The organism is Nonomuraea fastidiosa (genome assembly GCF_042751225.1).
GTDB classification, from domain to species: Bacteria; Actinomycetota; Actinomycetes; order Streptosporangiales; family Streptosporangiaceae; genus Nonomuraea; species Nonomuraea fastidiosa.
The window spans coordinates 1,823,172-1,838,999 of sequence record NZ_CP170570.1 but is presented as its reverse complement, the minus strand read 5'-3'; the positions used below and the strand labels follow the sequence as shown (position 1 = coordinate 1,838,999).

15 protein-coding genes and 1 pseudogene are annotated in these 15,828 nt (G+C 70.4%); 8 read left to right on the top strand and 8 right to left on the bottom strand.

Annotated elements, in window-relative coordinates:
• Positions 1-5: 5 nt before the first annotated feature.
• From pstA to pstS, 3 genes are read right to left on the bottom strand one after another with little or no spacing between them, the layout of a single operon-like run.
• Positions 6-881 (bottom strand): phosphate ABC transporter permease PstA, encoded by an 876-nt coding sequence (gene pstA / locus ACFMQL_RS08275; protein ID WP_378785129.1) that lies wholly within the window; start codon positions 879-881, stop codon positions 6-8.
• Complete coding sequence (gene pstC, locus ACFMQL_RS08270; RefSeq protein ID WP_378785127.1) at positions 878-1,858, bottom strand: phosphate ABC transporter permease subunit PstC; 981 nt, start codon at positions 1,856-1,858, stop codon at positions 878-880. The genes pstA and pstC overlap by 4 nt, the downstream gene beginning before the upstream one ends.
• A gap of 7 nt (positions 1,859-1,865) precedes the next feature.
• On the bottom strand, positions 1,866-2,969 hold the full coding sequence (gene pstS, locus ACFMQL_RS08265) for a phosphate ABC transporter substrate-binding protein PstS (RefSeq protein ID WP_378785125.1): 1,104 nt from the start codon (positions 2,967-2,969) through the stop codon (positions 1,866-1,868).
• Between the two features lie 201 nt (positions 2,970-3,170).
• Between pstS and ACFMQL_RS08260 the strand changes: the two genes are divergently transcribed.
• On the top strand, positions 3,171-3,644 hold the full coding sequence (locus ACFMQL_RS08260; RefSeq protein ID WP_364059510.1) for a low molecular weight protein-tyrosine-phosphatase: 474 nt from the start codon (positions 3,171-3,173) through the stop codon (positions 3,642-3,644).
• Complete coding sequence (locus tag ACFMQL_RS08255; protein WP_364059507.1) at positions 3,631-4,416, top strand: fructosamine kinase family protein; 786 nt, start codon at positions 3,631-3,633, stop codon at positions 4,414-4,416. Before ACFMQL_RS08260 ends, ACFMQL_RS08255 begins: the two co-directional genes overlap by 14 nt.
• A gap of 16 nt (positions 4,417-4,432) precedes the next feature.
• Here ACFMQL_RS08255 and ACFMQL_RS08250 read toward each other — a convergent pair whose 3' ends face one another.
• Positions 4,433-5,329: a TetR/AcrR family transcriptional regulator gene (locus ACFMQL_RS08250; protein WP_378785123.1), complete on the bottom strand. Its 897-nt coding sequence runs from the start codon at positions 5,327-5,329 to the stop codon at positions 4,433-4,435.
• 60 nt (positions 5,330-5,389) lie between these two features.
• Between ACFMQL_RS08250 and ACFMQL_RS08245 the strand changes: the two genes are divergently transcribed.
• Positions 5,390-7,090: a right-handed parallel beta-helix repeat-containing protein gene (locus ACFMQL_RS08245; RefSeq protein ID WP_378785121.1), complete on the top strand. Its 1,701-nt coding sequence runs from the start codon at positions 5,390-5,392 to the stop codon at positions 7,088-7,090.
• On the opposite strand, the gene hisN is transcribed toward ACFMQL_RS08245, so the two are convergent.
• Positions 7,087-7,884, bottom strand: a complete 798-nt coding sequence (gene hisN / locus ACFMQL_RS08240; protein ID WP_378785119.1) for a histidinol-phosphatase — start codon at positions 7,882-7,884, stop codon at positions 7,087-7,089. The two genes, ACFMQL_RS08245 and hisN, sit on opposite strands and share 4 nt — an antisense overlap.
• Before the next feature lie 98 nt (positions 7,885-7,982).
• On the opposite strand from hisN, the gene ACFMQL_RS08235 reads away from it, so the two are divergent.
• A complete protein-coding gene (locus tag ACFMQL_RS08235) occupies positions 7,983-8,429 on the top strand; it encodes a DUF4442 domain-containing protein (RefSeq protein ID WP_364059495.1) in 447 nt (148 codons plus the stop codon).
• A gap of 431 nt (positions 8,430-8,860) precedes the next feature.
• Here ACFMQL_RS08235 and rsgA read toward each other — a convergent pair.
• Together rsgA and aroA are read right to left on the bottom strand one after the other, a co-directional pair.
• Positions 8,861-9,954, bottom strand: a pseudogene (rsgA, locus tag ACFMQL_RS08230) (ribosome small subunit-dependent GTPase A).
• Between the two features lie 1,073 nt (positions 9,955-11,027).
• On the bottom strand, positions 11,028-12,302 hold the full coding sequence (gene aroA, locus ACFMQL_RS08225) for a 3-phosphoshikimate 1-carboxyvinyltransferase (RefSeq protein ID WP_364059492.1): 1,275 nt from the start codon (positions 12,300-12,302) through the stop codon (positions 11,028-11,030).
• A gap of 397 nt (positions 12,303-12,699) precedes the next feature.
• Here aroA and ACFMQL_RS08220 point away from each other — a divergent pair, with 397 nt between their 5' ends.
• Together ACFMQL_RS08220 and ACFMQL_RS08215 are read left to right on the top strand one after the other, a co-directional pair.
• Entirely contained in the window at positions 12,700-13,515 is an 816-nt protein-coding gene (locus ACFMQL_RS08220; RefSeq protein WP_378785117.1) for an SOS response-associated peptidase, read from the top strand.
• Positions 13,516-13,597: 82 nt separating this feature from the next.
• The gene (locus ACFMQL_RS08215; RefSeq protein WP_364059486.1) at positions 13,598-13,930 is read left to right on the top strand and encodes a TraR/DksA C4-type zinc finger protein; all 333 of its coding nucleotides are present in this window, start codon (positions 13,598-13,600) and stop codon (positions 13,928-13,930) included.
• Positions 13,931-13,975: 45 nt separating this feature from the next.
• On the opposite strand, the gene ACFMQL_RS08210 is transcribed toward ACFMQL_RS08215, so the two are convergent.
• On the bottom strand, positions 13,976-14,716 hold the full coding sequence (locus ACFMQL_RS08210; protein ID WP_364059483.1) for a methyltransferase domain-containing protein: 741 nt from the start codon (positions 14,714-14,716) through the stop codon (positions 13,976-13,978).
• 233 nt (positions 14,717-14,949) lie between these two features.
• On the opposite strand from ACFMQL_RS08210, the gene ACFMQL_RS08205 reads away from it, so the two are divergent.
• Both ACFMQL_RS08205 and rsrA read left to right on the top strand, forming a co-directional pair.
• On the top strand, positions 14,950-15,555 hold the full coding sequence (locus ACFMQL_RS08205; RefSeq protein WP_364059479.1) for a sigma-70 family RNA polymerase sigma factor: 606 nt from the start codon (positions 14,950-14,952) through the stop codon (positions 15,553-15,555).
• Positions 15,552-15,818 carry a mycothiol system anti-sigma-R factor gene (gene rsrA, locus ACFMQL_RS08200; protein ID WP_364059476.1) on the top strand — a complete coding sequence of 89 codons (267 nt, stop codon included), beginning with the start codon at positions 15,552-15,554 and terminating at the stop codon, positions 15,816-15,818. The genes ACFMQL_RS08205 and rsrA overlap by 4 nt, the downstream gene beginning before the upstream one ends.
• Positions 15,819-15,828: the final 10 nt, after the last annotated feature.

Below are 15,828 nucleotides of genomic sequence, written 5' to 3'. Positions count from 1 at the left end.
ACCCCCTATCGGCCCTTGGCGGGCGCACGCCACCAGGCGATCAGGCGCGCCACCAGGTTCAGCAGCATGACGATCAGGATCAGCGTGAGGGCTCCGGTCCACGCCCGGTCGATGGCGGTGTCGTTCGGACGGGCCGCCTGGTCGAACACGAAGAGGGGGAGGCCCATCTGCGGTCCGTTGAACGGGTCGTGGTTGATGGAGTTGGTGAAGAACACCGTCATCAGCAGCGGAGCCGTCTCGCCGGCGACGCGGGCCACGGCCAGCATGACGCCGGTGACGATGCCGGTGAACGCGGTCGGCAGCACGACCTTGACGATGGTGCGCCACTTGGGCACGCCCAGCGCGTACGACGCCTCGCGCAGGTCGTTCGGCACCAGCCGCAGCATCTCCTCGGCGGACCTGACGACCGTCGGCATCATCAGGATGGACAGGGCGAGCGCGCCCGCCCAGCCGGAGTAGGGGAAGCCGAGGAAGAGGATCCAGAACGCGAGGATGAACAGCCCGGCGACGACCGACGGGATGCCGGTCATGACGTCGACGAAGAAGCTGATGGCCCGGGCCAGGCGGCCGCCCGCGCCGTACTCGACGAGGTAGATGGCGGTGAACAGGCCGATCGGCACCGAGATGACGGAGGCCAGCAGGACCTGTTCGAGGGTGCCGACGATGGCGTGGTACGCGCCGCCGCCCGCGTCCCTGGCGCCGATGCCGTTCATGGAGTGGGTGAGGAACTCCATGTCGAAGCGGGCCAGGCCGTTGGAGACCACCAGCCACAGCACCGAGACCAGCGGCACCACGGCCAGCACGAACGCCACATAGACCAGGCCCTGAACGACCCGGTCCTTGATGCGGCGGCCGGTGGAGATGCGTTGAATCGAGGTCATGCGCCGGCCCTCGCGTACTCTTTGCGGCGGTTGATGATCAGTCGCGCGACCATGTTGACCAGCAGCGTGATGAGGAACAGCACCAGACCGGAGGCGATCAGCGCGCCCCGGCCGATGTCGGTGGCCTCGCCGAAGCCGTTGGCGATGTTGGCGGCGATGCTGTTGGCGTGCGGGGTGAGGATCTCGAAGGTGATGTCGAAGGTGGCCGGGAAGATCAGCGCGACCGCGATGGTCTCGCCCATGGCGCGGCCGAGGCCGAGCATGGCGGCGCTGATGACACCTGGACGGCCGAACGGCAGCACGGCCATCCTGATCATCTCCCAGCGGGTCGCGCCGAGCGCGAGCGCCGCCTCCTCGTTCATCTTGGGCGCCTGGAGGAACACCTCGCGTGAGATGGCCGCGATGATCGGCAGGATCATGATGGCCAGCACGATGCCGCCGGCGAGCATGGTCTTGCCGCCGATCACGCCCTCGCCGGCGAACAGCGGGAACCAGCCGACGTGCTCGTTCAGCCACTGCGACGGCGTCCGCATGAACGGCACCAGGAACGCCAGGCCCCACAGGCCGTAGACGACGCTGGGCACCGCGGCGAGCAGGTCGATGAGGTAGCCGAGCGGGGCGGCGAGCTTGCGGGGCGCGTAGTGCGAGATGAACAGCGCCACGCCGACCGCGATCGGGGTGGCGATGACCAGCGCGAGCGCGGAGCTGAGCAGGGTGCCGAAGGCCAGCGCGGCGATGCCGAAGACCTGCTGCCCGTTGGGGTCCCAGGTCAGCTCCGTGAGGAAGTTCGCCTTGTTCGCCTGCAGCGCCGGGATCGCCTCGCTGATGAGGAACACGGCGATGGCCGCCATGATCGCCAGCAGGATGACGCCCGCCGCCGTGGAGACGAACCGGAAGGGACCTTCACCGATGCTGCGCCGCGAGGCGGACCGGCTGGTGTCCGGTCCGCCTTCACGGGTACGTACGTCCGTCGTCATGAGCCGCTCAGGAGATGGCCTCGACGGCGGTCCTGACCTTGGTGAGCAGGTCGCCCGAGAGCGGGGCGTAACCCAGCTCCTTCAGCACCGCCTGGCCCTCGTCGCTGGCGGTGTAGGTCAGGAAGCTCTTGACGATCTTCTGCTGGTCGGCGGGCAGGCCCTTCTCGCAGGTGATCTCGTACGTCACCAGGACGATCGGGTAGGCGCCCGGGGTCTTGGTGGCGTAGTCGATGGACAGCGCGAGGTCGTTGCCGGTGCCCTTGATCTCGGCGGTCTCGACCGTCTTGGCCGCGCTCTCCGGGGTCAGCTCGACGAACTCGCCGGAGCCGTTCGCGATCTTGGCTTTCTGCAGCGAGGAGTTCTCGGCGTACGAGAGCTCGACGTAGCTGATCGCGCCCTCGGAGTCCTTCACGCTGGCGGCGATCTGGTCGGAGCCCTTGGCGCCCTGGCCGCCCGCCTCGGCGGGCCACGCCTTGGCCGGCTCGTACGGCCAGTCACCGGTGGCCTTGAGGAACTTGGTGAAGTTGTCGCTGGTGCCCGACTCGTCCGAGCGGTGGACCGCCTGGATGGGCGTGGACGGGAGCTGGGCGTCCGGGTTCTCGGCCTTGATGGCCGGGTCGTCCCACTTGGTGATCTTGCTGTTGAAGATGCCGACGAGCGTCTTCGGCGACAGCTGCAGGCCGTCGACGCCGGGGAGGTTGTAGACAACCGCGATCGGGCCGGTGACCATCGGGATGTTGATGGCCTTGCCGGTCTTGCACCGGGCGTCGGCCTGGGCCGGCTCGTCGTCCTTCAGCGCCGAGTCGGAGCCGGCGAAGGCGACCGTGCCCTGGATGAACGCCTGCACGCCCGCGCCGGAGCCGCTGGGCTGGTAGTTCAGGGTCACCCCCGGGTTCGCTGCCGTGAAGTTCTTCGTCCACTCGGTGATCGCGTTGGCCTGGGCCGAGGAGCCCGCGGCGTTGACGGAGCCGCTCAGACCGTTGTCCGCCGCGGGCGCGGCGGCGCTTGCGGAGGTCGTGCTGCCCGAGGGGTTGTTGTTGTCTGTGCCGCACGCAGCGAGCGAGAGCGCGCCGGCGACGGCGACGGCGGCGAGCCGGCCTGCATACTTCACGGTTGGGTTCCTCCCACTTGGTCCTTAGTCGGGCATGAAGCTAGGCGGCGAAAGTGACTCGGCCCCCGAGAGCGGATGAACGGACAGTGAACGCTGTGGGTCGGTGTGCTGCACCGGCCCCGCTGCGGCCGGTTCATCCGGCGCGGTCCGTACGTGAACGGCGCAGGTCGGAGCACTTGCCCGGCTGGCCACAATGGAGGCATGACGTATCGCGTATGCGTGGTGTGCATGGGGAACATCTGCCGGTCGCCGATGGCCGAGGTCGTGCTGCGGAAGGTGCTCGCCGACCGGGGTCTCGACGGCCAGGTCGTCGTCGAGAGCGCCGGCACCGGAGGATGGCACGTGGGCGACCCGATGGACGAGCGGGCGCTGGAGACCCTCTCCCTGCGCGGCTACGACGGCTCCTCGCACCGGGCCAGGCAGTTCACCAGGGACTGGTTCGACCGGTACGACCTCGTGCTCGCCATGGACCGGGACAACCTGTCCAACCTGCAGCGGATCGCCCCCGAAGGGGTCGAGGTGCGGTTGTTCCGGTCGTTCGATCCGGCCGCGCCGGAGGGGGCCGAGGTGCCGGATCCGTACTACGGGGGCCGCGAAGGGTTCGAAGAGGTCCTCGACCTGGTCGAGTCGGCCGCCGAGGGCGTCGCCAAGCACATCGCCGATGAGATTCACTGAGGAGCTGGGCACCTCGCACGGCAGGCGGCTGCGGCGGGGCGTGCTGGACGACGGGCGGGCGGTGTTCGTCAAGAGCGGTCCCGCCTCCGAGGTGCTGCTGTCGGAGGCCGCCGGGCTGCGCTGGCTCGGCGAGGTCGCCGCGGTGCCCGAGGTCATCGAGGCGGAGCCGGACCGGCTGGTGCTGGCCTGGGTACGCGAGGAGCGGCCCACCCCCGAGGCCGCCGAGCGGTTCGGGCGGACGCTGGCGAGGATGCACCGCGCGGGGGCGCAGAAGTTCGGCGCGCCGTGGCCCGGGTTCATCGCCGAGCTGCCGATGGACAACGCGGCCGCCCCCGACTGGCCGGCCTTCTACGGCGAGCGGCGGGTGCTGCCGTTCCTGCGGCAGGCGCGGCTGCCCGCCTCAGACGTCGCGCTGGTCGAGCGGGCGGTGGAGCGGCTGCCCGAGGTGGCGGGGCCCGCCGAGCCGCCCGCGCGGATCCACGGGGATCTGTGGAGCGGGAACGTGCTGTGGTCCGGCGGGCAGGGCGTGCTGATCGATCCGGCGGCCCATGGCGGGCATCGGGAGACGGACCTTGCGATGCTCGATCTGTTCGGGCTGCCGTATCTCGATCGGGTGCTGGGGGCGTACCAGGAGGAGTGGCCGCTTGCCGACGGGTGGCGGGAGCGGGTGCCGCTGCATCAGCTCCATCCGCTGCTCGTGCACGTGGTGTTGTACGGCGGGGGATATCGGGACGCTTTGATGGCCGCCGTGCGGCGGGTGCTGGCGCTCTGAGCGGCCTCTGTGCCCGTCACGGCTTCTTTCTTGTGCGGTACGCGCGTTGCTGGCAGGCGCGCGAGCAGTAGACGCGGGGGCGGCCTGTGGCGGCCGGCTCCAGCGGTTTGCCGCATTCGCGACATGAATCGTCACGGGTTTCGTCACGTTCCCGAATGAGGGCCTCGATGCCGTCGAGGATGCGGCGCAGGCCGAACTCGAAGGAGTCCTCGGGGTCGTCCCAGCCGCCGGACTCCCACAGGCGGGTGATCGTGGGGTAGGCGGTCAGGCGTTCGTACAGGGAGTCGCGGGCGCCCCACCACTCCTCCTCGGAGACGCCGCTGCGGCGCTCCTCGCGCAGGGTCTCGACCAGGCTCAGGGCCTCGGCGTCCACGAAGCGGCCGATCAGGTTGACGGCGGCGATCACCTCGTGGGGGCGCAGCGGGGTGCCGATGAGGGTGCTCAGCATGCGTTCGAAGGTCGCGACCGCGTTCGGGCCGGGGATGTTGCGTGAGCCCCGCACCTCGGCCAGCCATGGGTGGCGGCGGCGGAGGCGCCAGCCCTGCCTGGCCAGGGCTTCGAGTCGGGGGCGCCAGTCCGCGCCCTTCTGGTCGCTTCCGTCTTCCTGTGGGCCGGCGTCCTGGTGGTCGCTTCGTGGCTCGTCCGTACGGTCGCTCGGGTCCTCCGGTGCGTGCTCGCCCATCACGGCGTCGCGCATGAGGGCGACGAGCTGGTCGCGGCCCGGTACGTGGCGGTAGAGCGACATCGTGGTGAAGCCGAGCCGGTCGGCCACCTTGCGCATCGACAGGCCCTCAAGACCCTCGGCGTCGGCCAGCTCGATGCCCGCGCGCACGATCCGGTCAAGGGTCAGCCCGGCGCGCGGCGCGCTCTCCTCGCCGCGCTCCCGCCACAACAATTCGACGCCGTCGTCCATGGGTCTAGTTTATGGTGTACAAATCTGTGTACGGCATAAACGAGGCAGAGGCGGTTTGTCATGATCCAGATCTATGTGTCGCCGTCCGGTGACGACTCCGCGCCGGGCACCGAGGACCGGCCGTTCGCGACGCTCGAACGCGCCCGGGCGGCGGCCCGCGAGGCGGGTGGGAAAGCGGTCGTGCATCTCGGGGGCGGTGTCCACGTACTGAATCGGCCGTTCGAACTGGGCGAGGCCGACTCGGGGACGGTTTACCAGGCGGCCGGCCACGGCACGTCCGGGCAGGAGGAGGCCGTCATCAGCGGCGGGCGGGAGATCGCCGGCTGGCGCGTGCGCGACGGGGTGTGGCTGGCCGACGTCGGCGGCCTCGACATCCGCCAGCTCTACGTAAACGGCCGCCGCGCGTCCCGTGCCGCCGTACCGGGGCTGCCTGGCACGGTCACCGCGACCGAGACCGGTTACGTCACCGACAGCCCCGAGCCGCTGACCTGGCAGAACGTCGAGTTCGTGCACCGGGGCGTCTACCCGTGGACCGAGGCCCGCCTCCAGGTGGCCCGGATCGCGCGCGAGGGCGACTCCACCGTGATCACCATGGCGCAGCCGGGGTTCGGGTGGGCGTACGAGCTGTACCGGTCCGTCTACGAGGGCCACACCTCGATCGGACCCGGGCTGCCCACCTCCGTCGAGAACGACCCGAGCTTCCTGCGCGAGCCCGGCACGTTCGTGCTCGACCGGTCGCGGCCGGGCCGGCACGTGCTGATGTACCTGCCGCTGCCGGGGGAGGAGCCGGGGTCCGCGCGGGTCGTCGCGCCGGTCCTGGAGACGCTGGTGCGGGTGGCGGGGGCGCGGGACGTGGCGTTCAGGGGGCTGGTGTTCGCCGAGGCCACGTGGACGCGTCCCGGGCGGCCCGAGGGGTTCGTGCACTATCACGGCAGCGGGTTCTACGAGGGCGGGCCGGTCGAGCGGGCGGAGCTGGGGGAGGGCGCATATGTGATGTATCCCTTGAGTTCCGTCACGATTCCGGCGTGTGTGGAGTTCGTGGACGCGGGTGGGGCCGAGGTCGAGGGGTGCCGGTTCACCCGGCTGGGCGCCACCGGACTCGGCGTCAGCGGGGGCGAGGGCGTCACCGTATCCGGGTGCGAGTTCGACACGCTGTCCGGCGGCGGCGTCACCATGAACGGCACCCGGGGCGGCGTGATCGAGGACAACCGGGTGCGCGGGATCGGGCTGGAGTTCAGCGGGTCGCCCGGCATCGCCGTCACCGGCACCCGAGGCTGCGTCGTCGCCCACAACGAGGTCACCGACGTGCCCCACTGCGGCATCGTGGCCGGGCCTGGCGAGGGCACTCGGATCCTGCGCAACCTGACCGCCGGCACCATGCAGGTGCTGGCCGACGGAGGCGGCGTCTACCTCTCCGGGCCGCAGGGCGACTCGGCCGAGACCGGGGCCGTGGTGCGGGGCAACGTCATCAAGGACACGCGCACGCCGTACAACTTCGGGCTCTACACCGACTACGGCGCGAGCTGGGTGCTCGTCGAGGAGAACGTGGTCATGCGCGCCGACAACACGGCCGTGCTGCACGTCGGGCCGCCGCTGGAGAACGTCACCTACCGGGGCAACTTCTGGGACGCCGATCCGATCGGGCACGACGATCCGCCGAGCGGGGTGACGTACGAGGAGAACGTCACGATCGCCGACGAGGACGCGCTGGCCGCCGCGACCCGGGAGATCCGGGGCAGGGCGGGCGTGCGGCGTTCCTAGGTCCTGACCGTCGTGCCGTTGAGGCGGTCGATGACCTGGTCGTGCAGCAGGCCGTTCGTGCAGACGAGGCTGCCGCCCTCAAGGCCCTTGACGCCGGCGACGTCCGTCCAGACGCCGCCGGCCTCCTCCACGATCACGGTGAGCGCCGCCATGTCCCACGGCGACAGCTCCGGCTCGGCCGACACGTCCACCGAGCCCTCGGCGACCATCATGTGCGACCAGAAGTCCCCGTACGCGCGGGTCCGCCAGCAGGCGCGGCTCAGGTCGAGGAAGTTGTCCAGCTTGCCGGCCTTCTCCCAGCCGCCGAAGCTCGAGTACGAGAACGAGGCGTCCTCCAGCGACGACACCGATGACACGTGCATGCGGGTCGCCTTGGTCAGGCTCTTGCCCGTCCACGCCCCGCCGTCGGCCGCCGCCCACCAGCGCCGGCCCAGGGCGGGGGCCGAGACCAGGCCCACGACGACCTTGCCGTACTCCATGAGCGCGATCAGCGTCGCCCAGACGGGCACGCCGCGAACGTAGTTCTTGGTGCCGTCGATGGGGTCGATGATCCACGAGCGGGCGCCCCAGCCGGTCTTGCCGAACTCCTCGCCGACCACCGCGTCACGCGGTCTGGCGCGGCGCAGCGTACCCCTGATGGCCTCCTCCACCGCGCGGTCGGCGTCGCTGACCGGCGTCAGATCGGGCTTGGTCTCGACCTTGAGGTCGACCGCCTTGAACCGTCGCATGGTCAGGTCGTCGGCGGCGTCCGCCATGACATGCGCGAGGCGCAGATCATCGTTATAACTCTGCACGGTCGCCCACGCTACCGTGTCGGCCTTACGGACATCAGTTACCAACGCCCCTTTTCTGGTAACCGCCTTTTCAGTTACTCATCAGTAGCATGTCCTGCATGTCGCAAGATGTCGGTGAGCTTCTGCTGCGGTCGGTCCCTTTCGCCCGGACCCTGGGCATCGTCTTCGACACGGCCGAGGACGGGCGGGCGGTCTGCCGCGTACCTCCGCGGGCGGACCTCGCCAACCACGTCGGCGGGCCGCACGCGGGGGTGCTCTTCACGCTCGCCGAGTCCGCGTCCGGGGCCGCCGTGCTGTCTCTTTTCGCCGACCAGCTGGACCGGGCGGTGCCGCTGCCGACCACGGCGACCATCGCGTTCCGTAAGGTCGCCACCGGCGAGGTGCGGGCCTCGGCCCGGCTGTCGGCGTCGCGGGATGACGTCCTGGCGCGGCTGGACGCGGGGGAGCGGCCGGAGTTCGATGTGGAGGTGGAGATCACGAACGCGGACGGCGTCGTCGTCTCCACCCTCACCGTCACCTGGACCCTCCGCCCCAACCGCCCCTGACCACCGCCGTGGCGGGTCGGTGGCCTGGGGCGCATCCGTTCGCTTCGCTTTCGCTGCCCGGCTCTCGGGGGTGGACTCGCTGGCTTTCGGGGCGGACTCGGTGGCTTTCGGGGTGGACTCGGCGGCCGGACCGCGCCGCCGGCCGCCACGCTTCCACCTCTGCCAGGCGAATCTCATGACGACCGCTCGCCTCGGCACTTGGGGTGGCATCGCCGAACCGGGGTGCTCGCCGGCGCCTGGTAGGGCGCGCGGCCGGGAGCCGGTCGTGGAGCCGCCCGGGGCCAGGGGCCGTGCGCCGGTGCTGAGCAGCGGCGTGCAGCACCGCTTCGTACGCGTTGTGGCAGCGGTGTGCTGCACTGCTTCGCACGCGTTGTGGCAGTGGCCGGTCGCTGGAGACGTTGCCTGGTCGGGGGTGTCAGCGGGCGGAGGGTTCAGGCGCTGCGGGTGGCCGTGGGGTCGTCCAAGGTGCCCTCGCGGCTCGCCAGGAGACGGCGCAGGGACTCCAGGCGGGCGGGGTCGGCGTTGCCCGCCGCTACCCAGGCGTCCAGAGCGCAGCCCTCGCTCAGGTGGTTGCAGCCCTTCGGGCAGTCGACGGTGCCCTCCACCAGGTCAGGGAAGGCCGCCAGCACCGTCTCCGTCGAGACGTGGGCCAGTCCGAAGCTGCGTACGCCCGGCGTGTCGATGATCCAGCCGCCCTCCGGCAGCTCCAGCGCGACGGCCGAGGTCGAGGTGTGACGGCCGCGGCCGGTGACGGCGTTGACCTGGGAGACGGCGCGGTTGGCGTTCGGCACCAGCGCGTTGACCAGGGTGGACTTGCCCACTCCCGAATGCCCGACCAGGACGCTGATCCGCCCCACCAGGCGCTCGCGCAGCTCGTCGAGCGGGCCGCCCTTGTGCACGACGACGTACGGCACGCCCAGCGGCTCGTACAGGGCCACCAGCTCGTCGGGCGGCGCGAGGTCGGACTTGGTGAGGCAGAGCAGGGTGTCGATCTCCGCGTCGAACGCCGCCACCAGGATGCGGTCGATCATGCGCGGTCTCGGCGGCGGGTCGGCCAGCGCGGTCACGATCACGAGCTGGTCGGCGTTGGCCACCACCGGGCGCTCGATGCCGTCGCTGTCCTCCACGTCGTCGGCCGAGCGGCGCAGCATCGACGTGCGCGGCTCCACGCGTACGACGCGGGCCAGCGTGTCGGGCTTGCCGGATACGTCGCCGACCAGCGCGACCCTGTCGCCCACGACGATGCCCTTGCGGCCCAGCTCGCGGGCCTTCATGGCGACCACGAGCCGGCGCTGGGCGGCTTGCGTTTCTGCGCCGAGCCCTTGGGGCGTTCGGCCTCGACCAGCGTGGTGTAGCGGCCGCGGTCCACGGCCACCACAAACCCTTCCACAGCGTCCTCATGCGCAGGACGAATTCGGGTCCGCGGCCTGGAACCCTTGCCCGGCCTGACCCTGACGTCGTCCTCGTCGTACTCCCGCCTCCTCAGCGGTCCGCTCCCATGCGCTCGCTCCCCTTTCGTGAAGATTGTCTTGGTTTGTAGTGGTGATGGTAGGCAGGTTGCGGAACGTCCTACGACATCCCGCGACCGATCGTCACCCGATCGTCAATCTGCCTGCCTGCCCGTTCGGTCGCACGCTCGTCGATCCGTCGGCTGCCGCCCGCTCGTCTCCCTGCGTCGGCCGTTGTCCGCTCGTCTCCCGCTGTCGACCGGCGCTGTCGACCGGCGCTGCCGACCGGCGCTGCCGACTGGCGCTGCCGATCGTCGTCCGCTCGTAGGCAGCGCATCCCGCCCCCCGGCTTGTGTGCTCGGTCTGCAGGTGGGAGGGGCCAGGTGGTCGGTCGGTGCATCGGGTGTGCGTTGGTCTGCGTGCCGGTTTGTGCGGCGGCCTGCATGCCGGCCCGTGCGAAATCTGCACGCCGGTCCATGCCGACCTGCGCGCAGACCCGTGCGAAACCTGCATGCCGGTCCGTGTTGGCCTGCGTGCCAACCCATGGGTGGCCTGCGTGCCGATCCGTGCGTGGCCAACGTGCCGGCGTGCGGTGGTGCGAGTCGGCGGGTCATGTGAGTCGGGTGGGTGGGGCCAACCGGGTGGCGGGGCGAGCCGGCGGGCTGGGGCGAGCCGGGTGGGCGGCTGGTGTCCGGCTCTCCGTGGGATGCGGTCGGGCCTCGGGTGGTGGGCGAAAGTACGCCTTCTGCCCGAGCGAGTGGCTTTCGGGGCTGGGGTGGGCGGCTTCACCCGGGGTCGCTCGGGCGGCGGTGTCGTGCTGGTGGGTCTCATGGTCGTCATCCGGGCGACGTGCTCTCACGTGGTGGCCTTCACCGACGTGCCCGGGGCTTCCACGGTGAAACCAGCGGTGCCGGAAAAGTAGCCGTTCGCGCAGGTGAGGCGCGTGACGCCGCTCTGGTGAGCGGACGGCGCCCGCAGCCGGGCCCCGGAGGCCGAGGCCGCCGGGGCGTGGTGCGCGTGGGGCTGAGCGGAGATCCTCGCGGATCCAGTGTGTGCGGTCCGCAGGGCCAGGCTCACTGCGGGCCCTACATCCGGTGTCCGCATGGGCAGGCTCATCGCGGGTCCGGCATCGACGTCCACGTGGCGGTGGTCACTGGGAGGCCAGCATCGTGGTCCACATCTGGACGAACTCCGGCAAGGTCTTGGCGGTCGTCGCGATGTTCTCCACCTCGACATCCGGCACCGCGAGGCCGATCACGGCGCCGGCCGTGGCCATGCGGTGGTCGTCGTAGCTGTGGAAGACGCCGCCGTGGAGCGGGCGGGGCCGGATGATCAGGCCGTCGTCGGTCTCCTCGGCGTCGCCGCCCAGGCGGTTGATCTCGGTGACGAGCGCGGCCAGGCGGTCGGTCTCGTGGCCGCGCAGGTGGCTCACGCCCCTGATGCGGCTCGGCGTGGTGGCCAGGGCGGCGAGCGCGGCGATGGTCGGGGTCAGCTCGCCCACCTCGTGGAGGTCGGCGTCGAGACCGGTGACCTTCCCGGTGCCGGTGACCACGAGGTCGTCGCCGGAGCGGGTGACCGTGGCGCCCATGGACGTGAGCAGCCCGCGCAGCGCGTCGCCCGGCTGGGTGGTGCGGGCCGGCCAGGCCGGGATCGTCACCGTGCCGCCCGTCACCAGGGCCGCCGCGAGGAACGGGGCCGCGTTGGACAGGTCGGGCTCGACCGTCACGTCTCTGGCCGTGATCGGCCCTGGCTCCACCCGCCACACGTCGCGCTCGCTGGCGTCGACCGAGACGCCCACCGCCCGCAGCATCTCGATCGTCATCTCGATGTGCGGCTGCGAGGGCACCGGCGGCCCCACGTGGCGTACGGTGATGCCCTTCTCAAAACGCGCGGCCGTCAGCAGCAGACCCGAGACGAACTGCGACGAGCCGGACGCGTCGAGCGTCACCTCGCCGCCCGTCGTCGGCCCGCTGATCGTGAACGGCAGCGCGTCGTTGTCGACGCGGGCCCCGAGCGAGCGCAGCGCGTCGAGCATGGGGCCCATCGGGCGCTTGCGTGCATGGGGATCGCCGTCGAACGAGACCGGCCCATCGGCCAGCGCCGCCATCGGCGGAACGAACCGCATCACCGTGCCGGCCAGGCCGACGTCGATGTGGGCGCCGCCGCGGATCGGGCCCGGCGTCACCGCCCAGTCGACGCCCGCCGAAGTCTCGCGCGTGGCCTCGAACGTGGTGCCGAGCGCGCGCAGCGCCGCGACCATGAGGTCGGCGTCGCGGCTGCGCAGGGCCTGGCGTACGACGCCTGGACCGTCGGCGAGCGCGGCCAGCAGGAGCGCGCGGTTGGTCACCGACTTGGAGCCGGGCAGCGGGACGGTGGCGACGACGGGATCTGTCGCCGTCGGGGCGGGCCAGTGCTGAGCGGGCATGGTCAAAGAGTACTGGCCGTGGGTGGCCGGAGGCCGCAGGCTGTGGATGACGGGGCTGTTGTCGTCGCTCCCTGTGGACGACCGTCACATGCTCCGTCGGTGGTCGCCGCAGACGATCGTGTGCGGGTCGGTGTGTGAGAGCGGGGCGTGTGAGGGCGGGGGCGTCCCCGCGCGTGGGCGTGTGCGGGTCGGCAGGTGAAGGTGAGGCACCGTGACAGTGGGGCGGGTGAACGGTGGGCACGCGCTGGTGGGGAGTGTGACGGCGAGGCCGTGCGCCGCCCGACCCGGTACGTGCCGGTAGGCGCCGCCCCAGCGGTTGGACCGCATGGGCGGCTGCAACCGGCCGGCACCGTGAGGCGAACATGCGCGCGAAAGCCTGACGTGGCAGTGTGGGGTCATGTGCGGTAGATACGCCTCGGCGCGCAAGAAGCACGAGTTGCTGGAGGAGTTCCAGGTCGAGCAGGACCCGGAGCCCGACAAGGAGCTCGGGCCCGACTACAACGTCGCGCCGACCAAGAACGTCTACGCAGTGCTGAGCCGCGTGCCCAAGGATGCCGAGCGGGCGGTGCGGCAGCTGAGGGTCGTCAAGTGGGGCCTGGTGCCGGCGTGGGCCAAGGACCCGTCGATCGGCTCCCGGCTGATCAACGCCAGGGCCGAGACTCTGGCGGAGAAGCCGTCGTTCCGGCAGGCGTTCGCCAAGCGCAGGTGCCTGCTGCCGGCCGACGGCTACTTCGAGTGGATGCCGGTCGAGGGCGAAAAGAAGAAACAGCCGTACTTCATCCATCCGGCCGATGGCGGGGTGCTGGCCATGGCCGGTCTGTACGAGTTCTGGAAGGACCCGTCCAGGGACGATGACGACCCGCTCAAGTGGCTGGTGACCTGCACCGTCATCACCACGAACGCCGAGGACCAGCTCGGCCGCATCCACGACAGGATGCCCATGATGATCGACAAGGATCACTGGGCGGAGTGGCTCGATCCCAAGCTGACCGACACCGAGCAGGCGGGGCGGCTGCTGGTGCCCGCCGAGCCGGGACGGCTCACCGCGTACCCGGTGTCCACGGACGTCAACAACGTCCGCAACAACGGACCGGACCTCATCAAACCCCTCCCCGACGAGGAGGAGACCGCGCTCTTTAAAGGTGTAAGAAGCCCGGTAAGTGGGCATCCGGTGAGGAAAGCGATGCAACCGTTCACACGGTGTCACCGCTGAACCTTGCCCCCTTGATCACACCGGGCGGGACATCCGGGGGGTCCTGGCCGCGGCGTACCCCTTTACCCGGAGGTGCGGATTCGTGGATGTCACGACCGCTCGTGAGCGGCTGGAAGAAATGCTCGCCGACCTCGACCGTTCGATCGGGGTCCTGCGCGGCGAGCCGGTCGGCGTGCGCGACCGCTCTGCGGCCGACGCCGGCTCCGACCTGACCGACGCCGACCGGGCCCAGGCCATGCTGACCGTTGCCACGAGCCAGCGGCAGGCCATCGTCGAGGCGCTCAAACGCATCGACGAGGGCGCGTACGGCCGGTGCGTCGACTGCGCCAAGCCGGTGCCGGAAGGCAGGCTCGAAGCCCGGCCCGAGGCGGCGCGATGCGTGCCCTGCCAGGGCAAACGCGAACGCCGCCGCTGATCCGATCCGGTCGTACAGGAGGGAGTGGAGGGCGCGGCCCTGGCCTCACTTCTTGCGGGCGCTGGCCACCAGGTGGATGCCGACCGTGTCGTCGTCATCGGGATGGGCTTCGAGCTCGGTGCGCACCAGGTAGTTGAGCGCTCGCGCGTCCGAGCCGAGCACGTGGTCGACCGTGGACGGCGACAGCACCGTACGGGGCCGCATCCACTCGATCTCGAGGCCGGCGCCCTGGAGCAGCTCGCGCAGCTGCGTGCTGCTGAAGCAGCGCGTGATGCTGCCGTCGGGCCACGGCACCAGCATGACCTCGCCGGTCTGCCGGAGGTGCTGCCACTGCTCCTGCTCGGCCAGGATGGCCATGCCGAGCACCAGGGAGTCGACGCACACCAGAGCGCGCCCGCCGGGCCGCAGCACCCTGGCCACGTCGTTCATGGCGGACTCGGCCATGAGCTCGATGGACATCACGCGCTCTTCGGCGAGCACCGCGTCCACGCTCTCGTCGGGCAGGAACGCCAGGTCGTCGGCGCGCACGTGGCGTACGCGGTCGGCGTCGCGCAGCCGGGACTGACTGTCGGCGGTGCGGCGGAAGTCGAGCACCTCGATCACCCGGTGCCCGGCTCTGGCGGCCTGGCCCGACCATCGCCCGCGGCCGCCGGAAAGGTCGAGGATGACGGAGGGTTCGGCGGGAAGCCATCGGTTGAGTTGTTCGGCGGCGACGGCGCGGTAGAAGGTCCAGTACGGCCCGAGCGTCCCTGAGCCGTTCAGTTCCTCGGCCGGAATGGGCAGCACACGCGACTCCTGGGTTCCGGAAAAAGGGCTACCAGCCGGTACGTATGACGTTCCCCGCACCGGGTCCTTCGTACCTTCTATCTTGCGGGAACAGACAAGGGCTCGGGTGTGTTGCGACGAGCATGCTCACATTGGCTGAACCCCGACCCGCTGACCCATCGGTCGCGAGCCAGCGGGTATCCTCCCCTGAGTACGGTGTACCGCCACAGCCGGCCACCGGTGATCTTAGGGGGGTGGGTCCGGTGCCCGCGACAGGCGCGGAGACGCTGGAGCAACGAAGCGAGCGCTTCGAGCGCGACGTCATGCCTTATCTCGAGCAGCTCTACTCCGCGGCGCTCCGGATGACCCGGAACCCCGCGGACGCGGAGGACCTGCTGCAGGAGACGTTCGCCAAGGCGTTCGCGTCCTTCCACCAGTTCCAGCAGGGCACCAACCTGAAGGCGTGGCTTTACCGGATCCTCACCAACACCTTCATCAACAGCTATCGCAAGAAGCAGCGCGAGCCGAAGCAGTCGGGCACCGAGGAGATCGAGGACTGGCAGCTCGCGCGGGCCGAGTCCCACACCTCGAGCGGTCTGAAGTCCGCCGAGGTCGAGGCGCTCGAGCACCTGCCCGACGGCGACATCAAGAAGGCGTTGGCGTCTTTGCCCGAGGAGTTCAGGATCGCGGTCTACCTGGCCGACGTCGAAGGCTTCCCCTACAAGGAGATCGCCGACATCATGGGCACGCCGATCGGCACCGTGATGTCGAGGCTGCACAGGGGACGCAGGCAGCTGCGGGGCCTCCTTGAGGACTACGCCCGCGAGCGCGGCCTGGTCCCGGCGGAGGGATCGAAATGAGCTGTGGCAACCCGCACGACACCGACTGTCGTGAAGTGCTCGACAAGGTCTACGAGTACCTCGACGGCGAGCTGACCGAGAGCGACGTCGCGCAGATCAAGGTGCATCTCGACGAGTGCGGTCCCTGCCTCAAGGAGTACGACCTGGACAAAGCGGTCAAGGAGCTGGTCCACAAACACTGTGGTTGTGACCCGGTTCCGGCCGACCTGCGGTCCAAGGTGCTCGATCGCATCGCGCAAGTGAGGGCGGAGCTCGCCGACTAAGATTCACTTC

What these genes read in the sequence shown, in the direction of transcription:
- pstA (WP_378785129.1), bottom strand. Translation starts at nt 881, where the DNA reads ATGACCTCGATTCAACGCATCTCCACCGGCCGCCGCATCAAGGACCGG.
- pstC (WP_378785127.1), bottom strand. Translation starts at nt 1,858, where the DNA reads ATGACGACGGACGTACGTACCCGTGAAGGCGGACCGGACACCAGCCGG.
- ACFMQL_RS08260 (WP_364059510.1), top strand. Translation starts at nt 3,171, where the DNA reads ATGACGTATCGCGTATGCGTGGTGTGCATGGGGAACATCTGCCGGTCG.
- ACFMQL_RS08255 (WP_364059507.1), top strand. Translation starts at nt 3,631, where the DNA reads ATGAGATTCACTGAGGAGCTGGGCACCTCGCACGGCAGGCGGCTGCGG.
- ACFMQL_RS08250 (WP_378785123.1), bottom strand. Translation starts at nt 5,329, where the DNA reads ATGGACGACGGCGTCGAATTGTTGTGGCGGGAGCGCGGCGAGGAGAGC.
- ACFMQL_RS08245 (WP_378785121.1), top strand. Translation starts at nt 5,390, where the DNA reads ATGATCCAGATCTATGTGTCGCCGTCCGGTGACGACTCCGCGCCGGGC.
- ACFMQL_RS08235 (WP_364059495.1), top strand. Translation starts at nt 7,983, where the DNA reads ATGTCGCAAGATGTCGGTGAGCTTCTGCTGCGGTCGGTCCCTTTCGCC.
- aroA (WP_364059492.1), bottom strand. Translation starts at nt 12,302, where the DNA reads ATGCCCGCTCAGCACTGGCCCGCCCCGACGGCGACAGATCCCGTCGTC.
- ACFMQL_RS08220 (WP_378785117.1), top strand. Translation starts at nt 12,700, where the DNA reads ATGTGCGGTAGATACGCCTCGGCGCGCAAGAAGCACGAGTTGCTGGAG.
- rsrA (WP_364059476.1), top strand. Translation starts at nt 15,552, where the DNA reads ATGAGCTGTGGCAACCCGCACGACACCGACTGTCGTGAAGTGCTCGAC.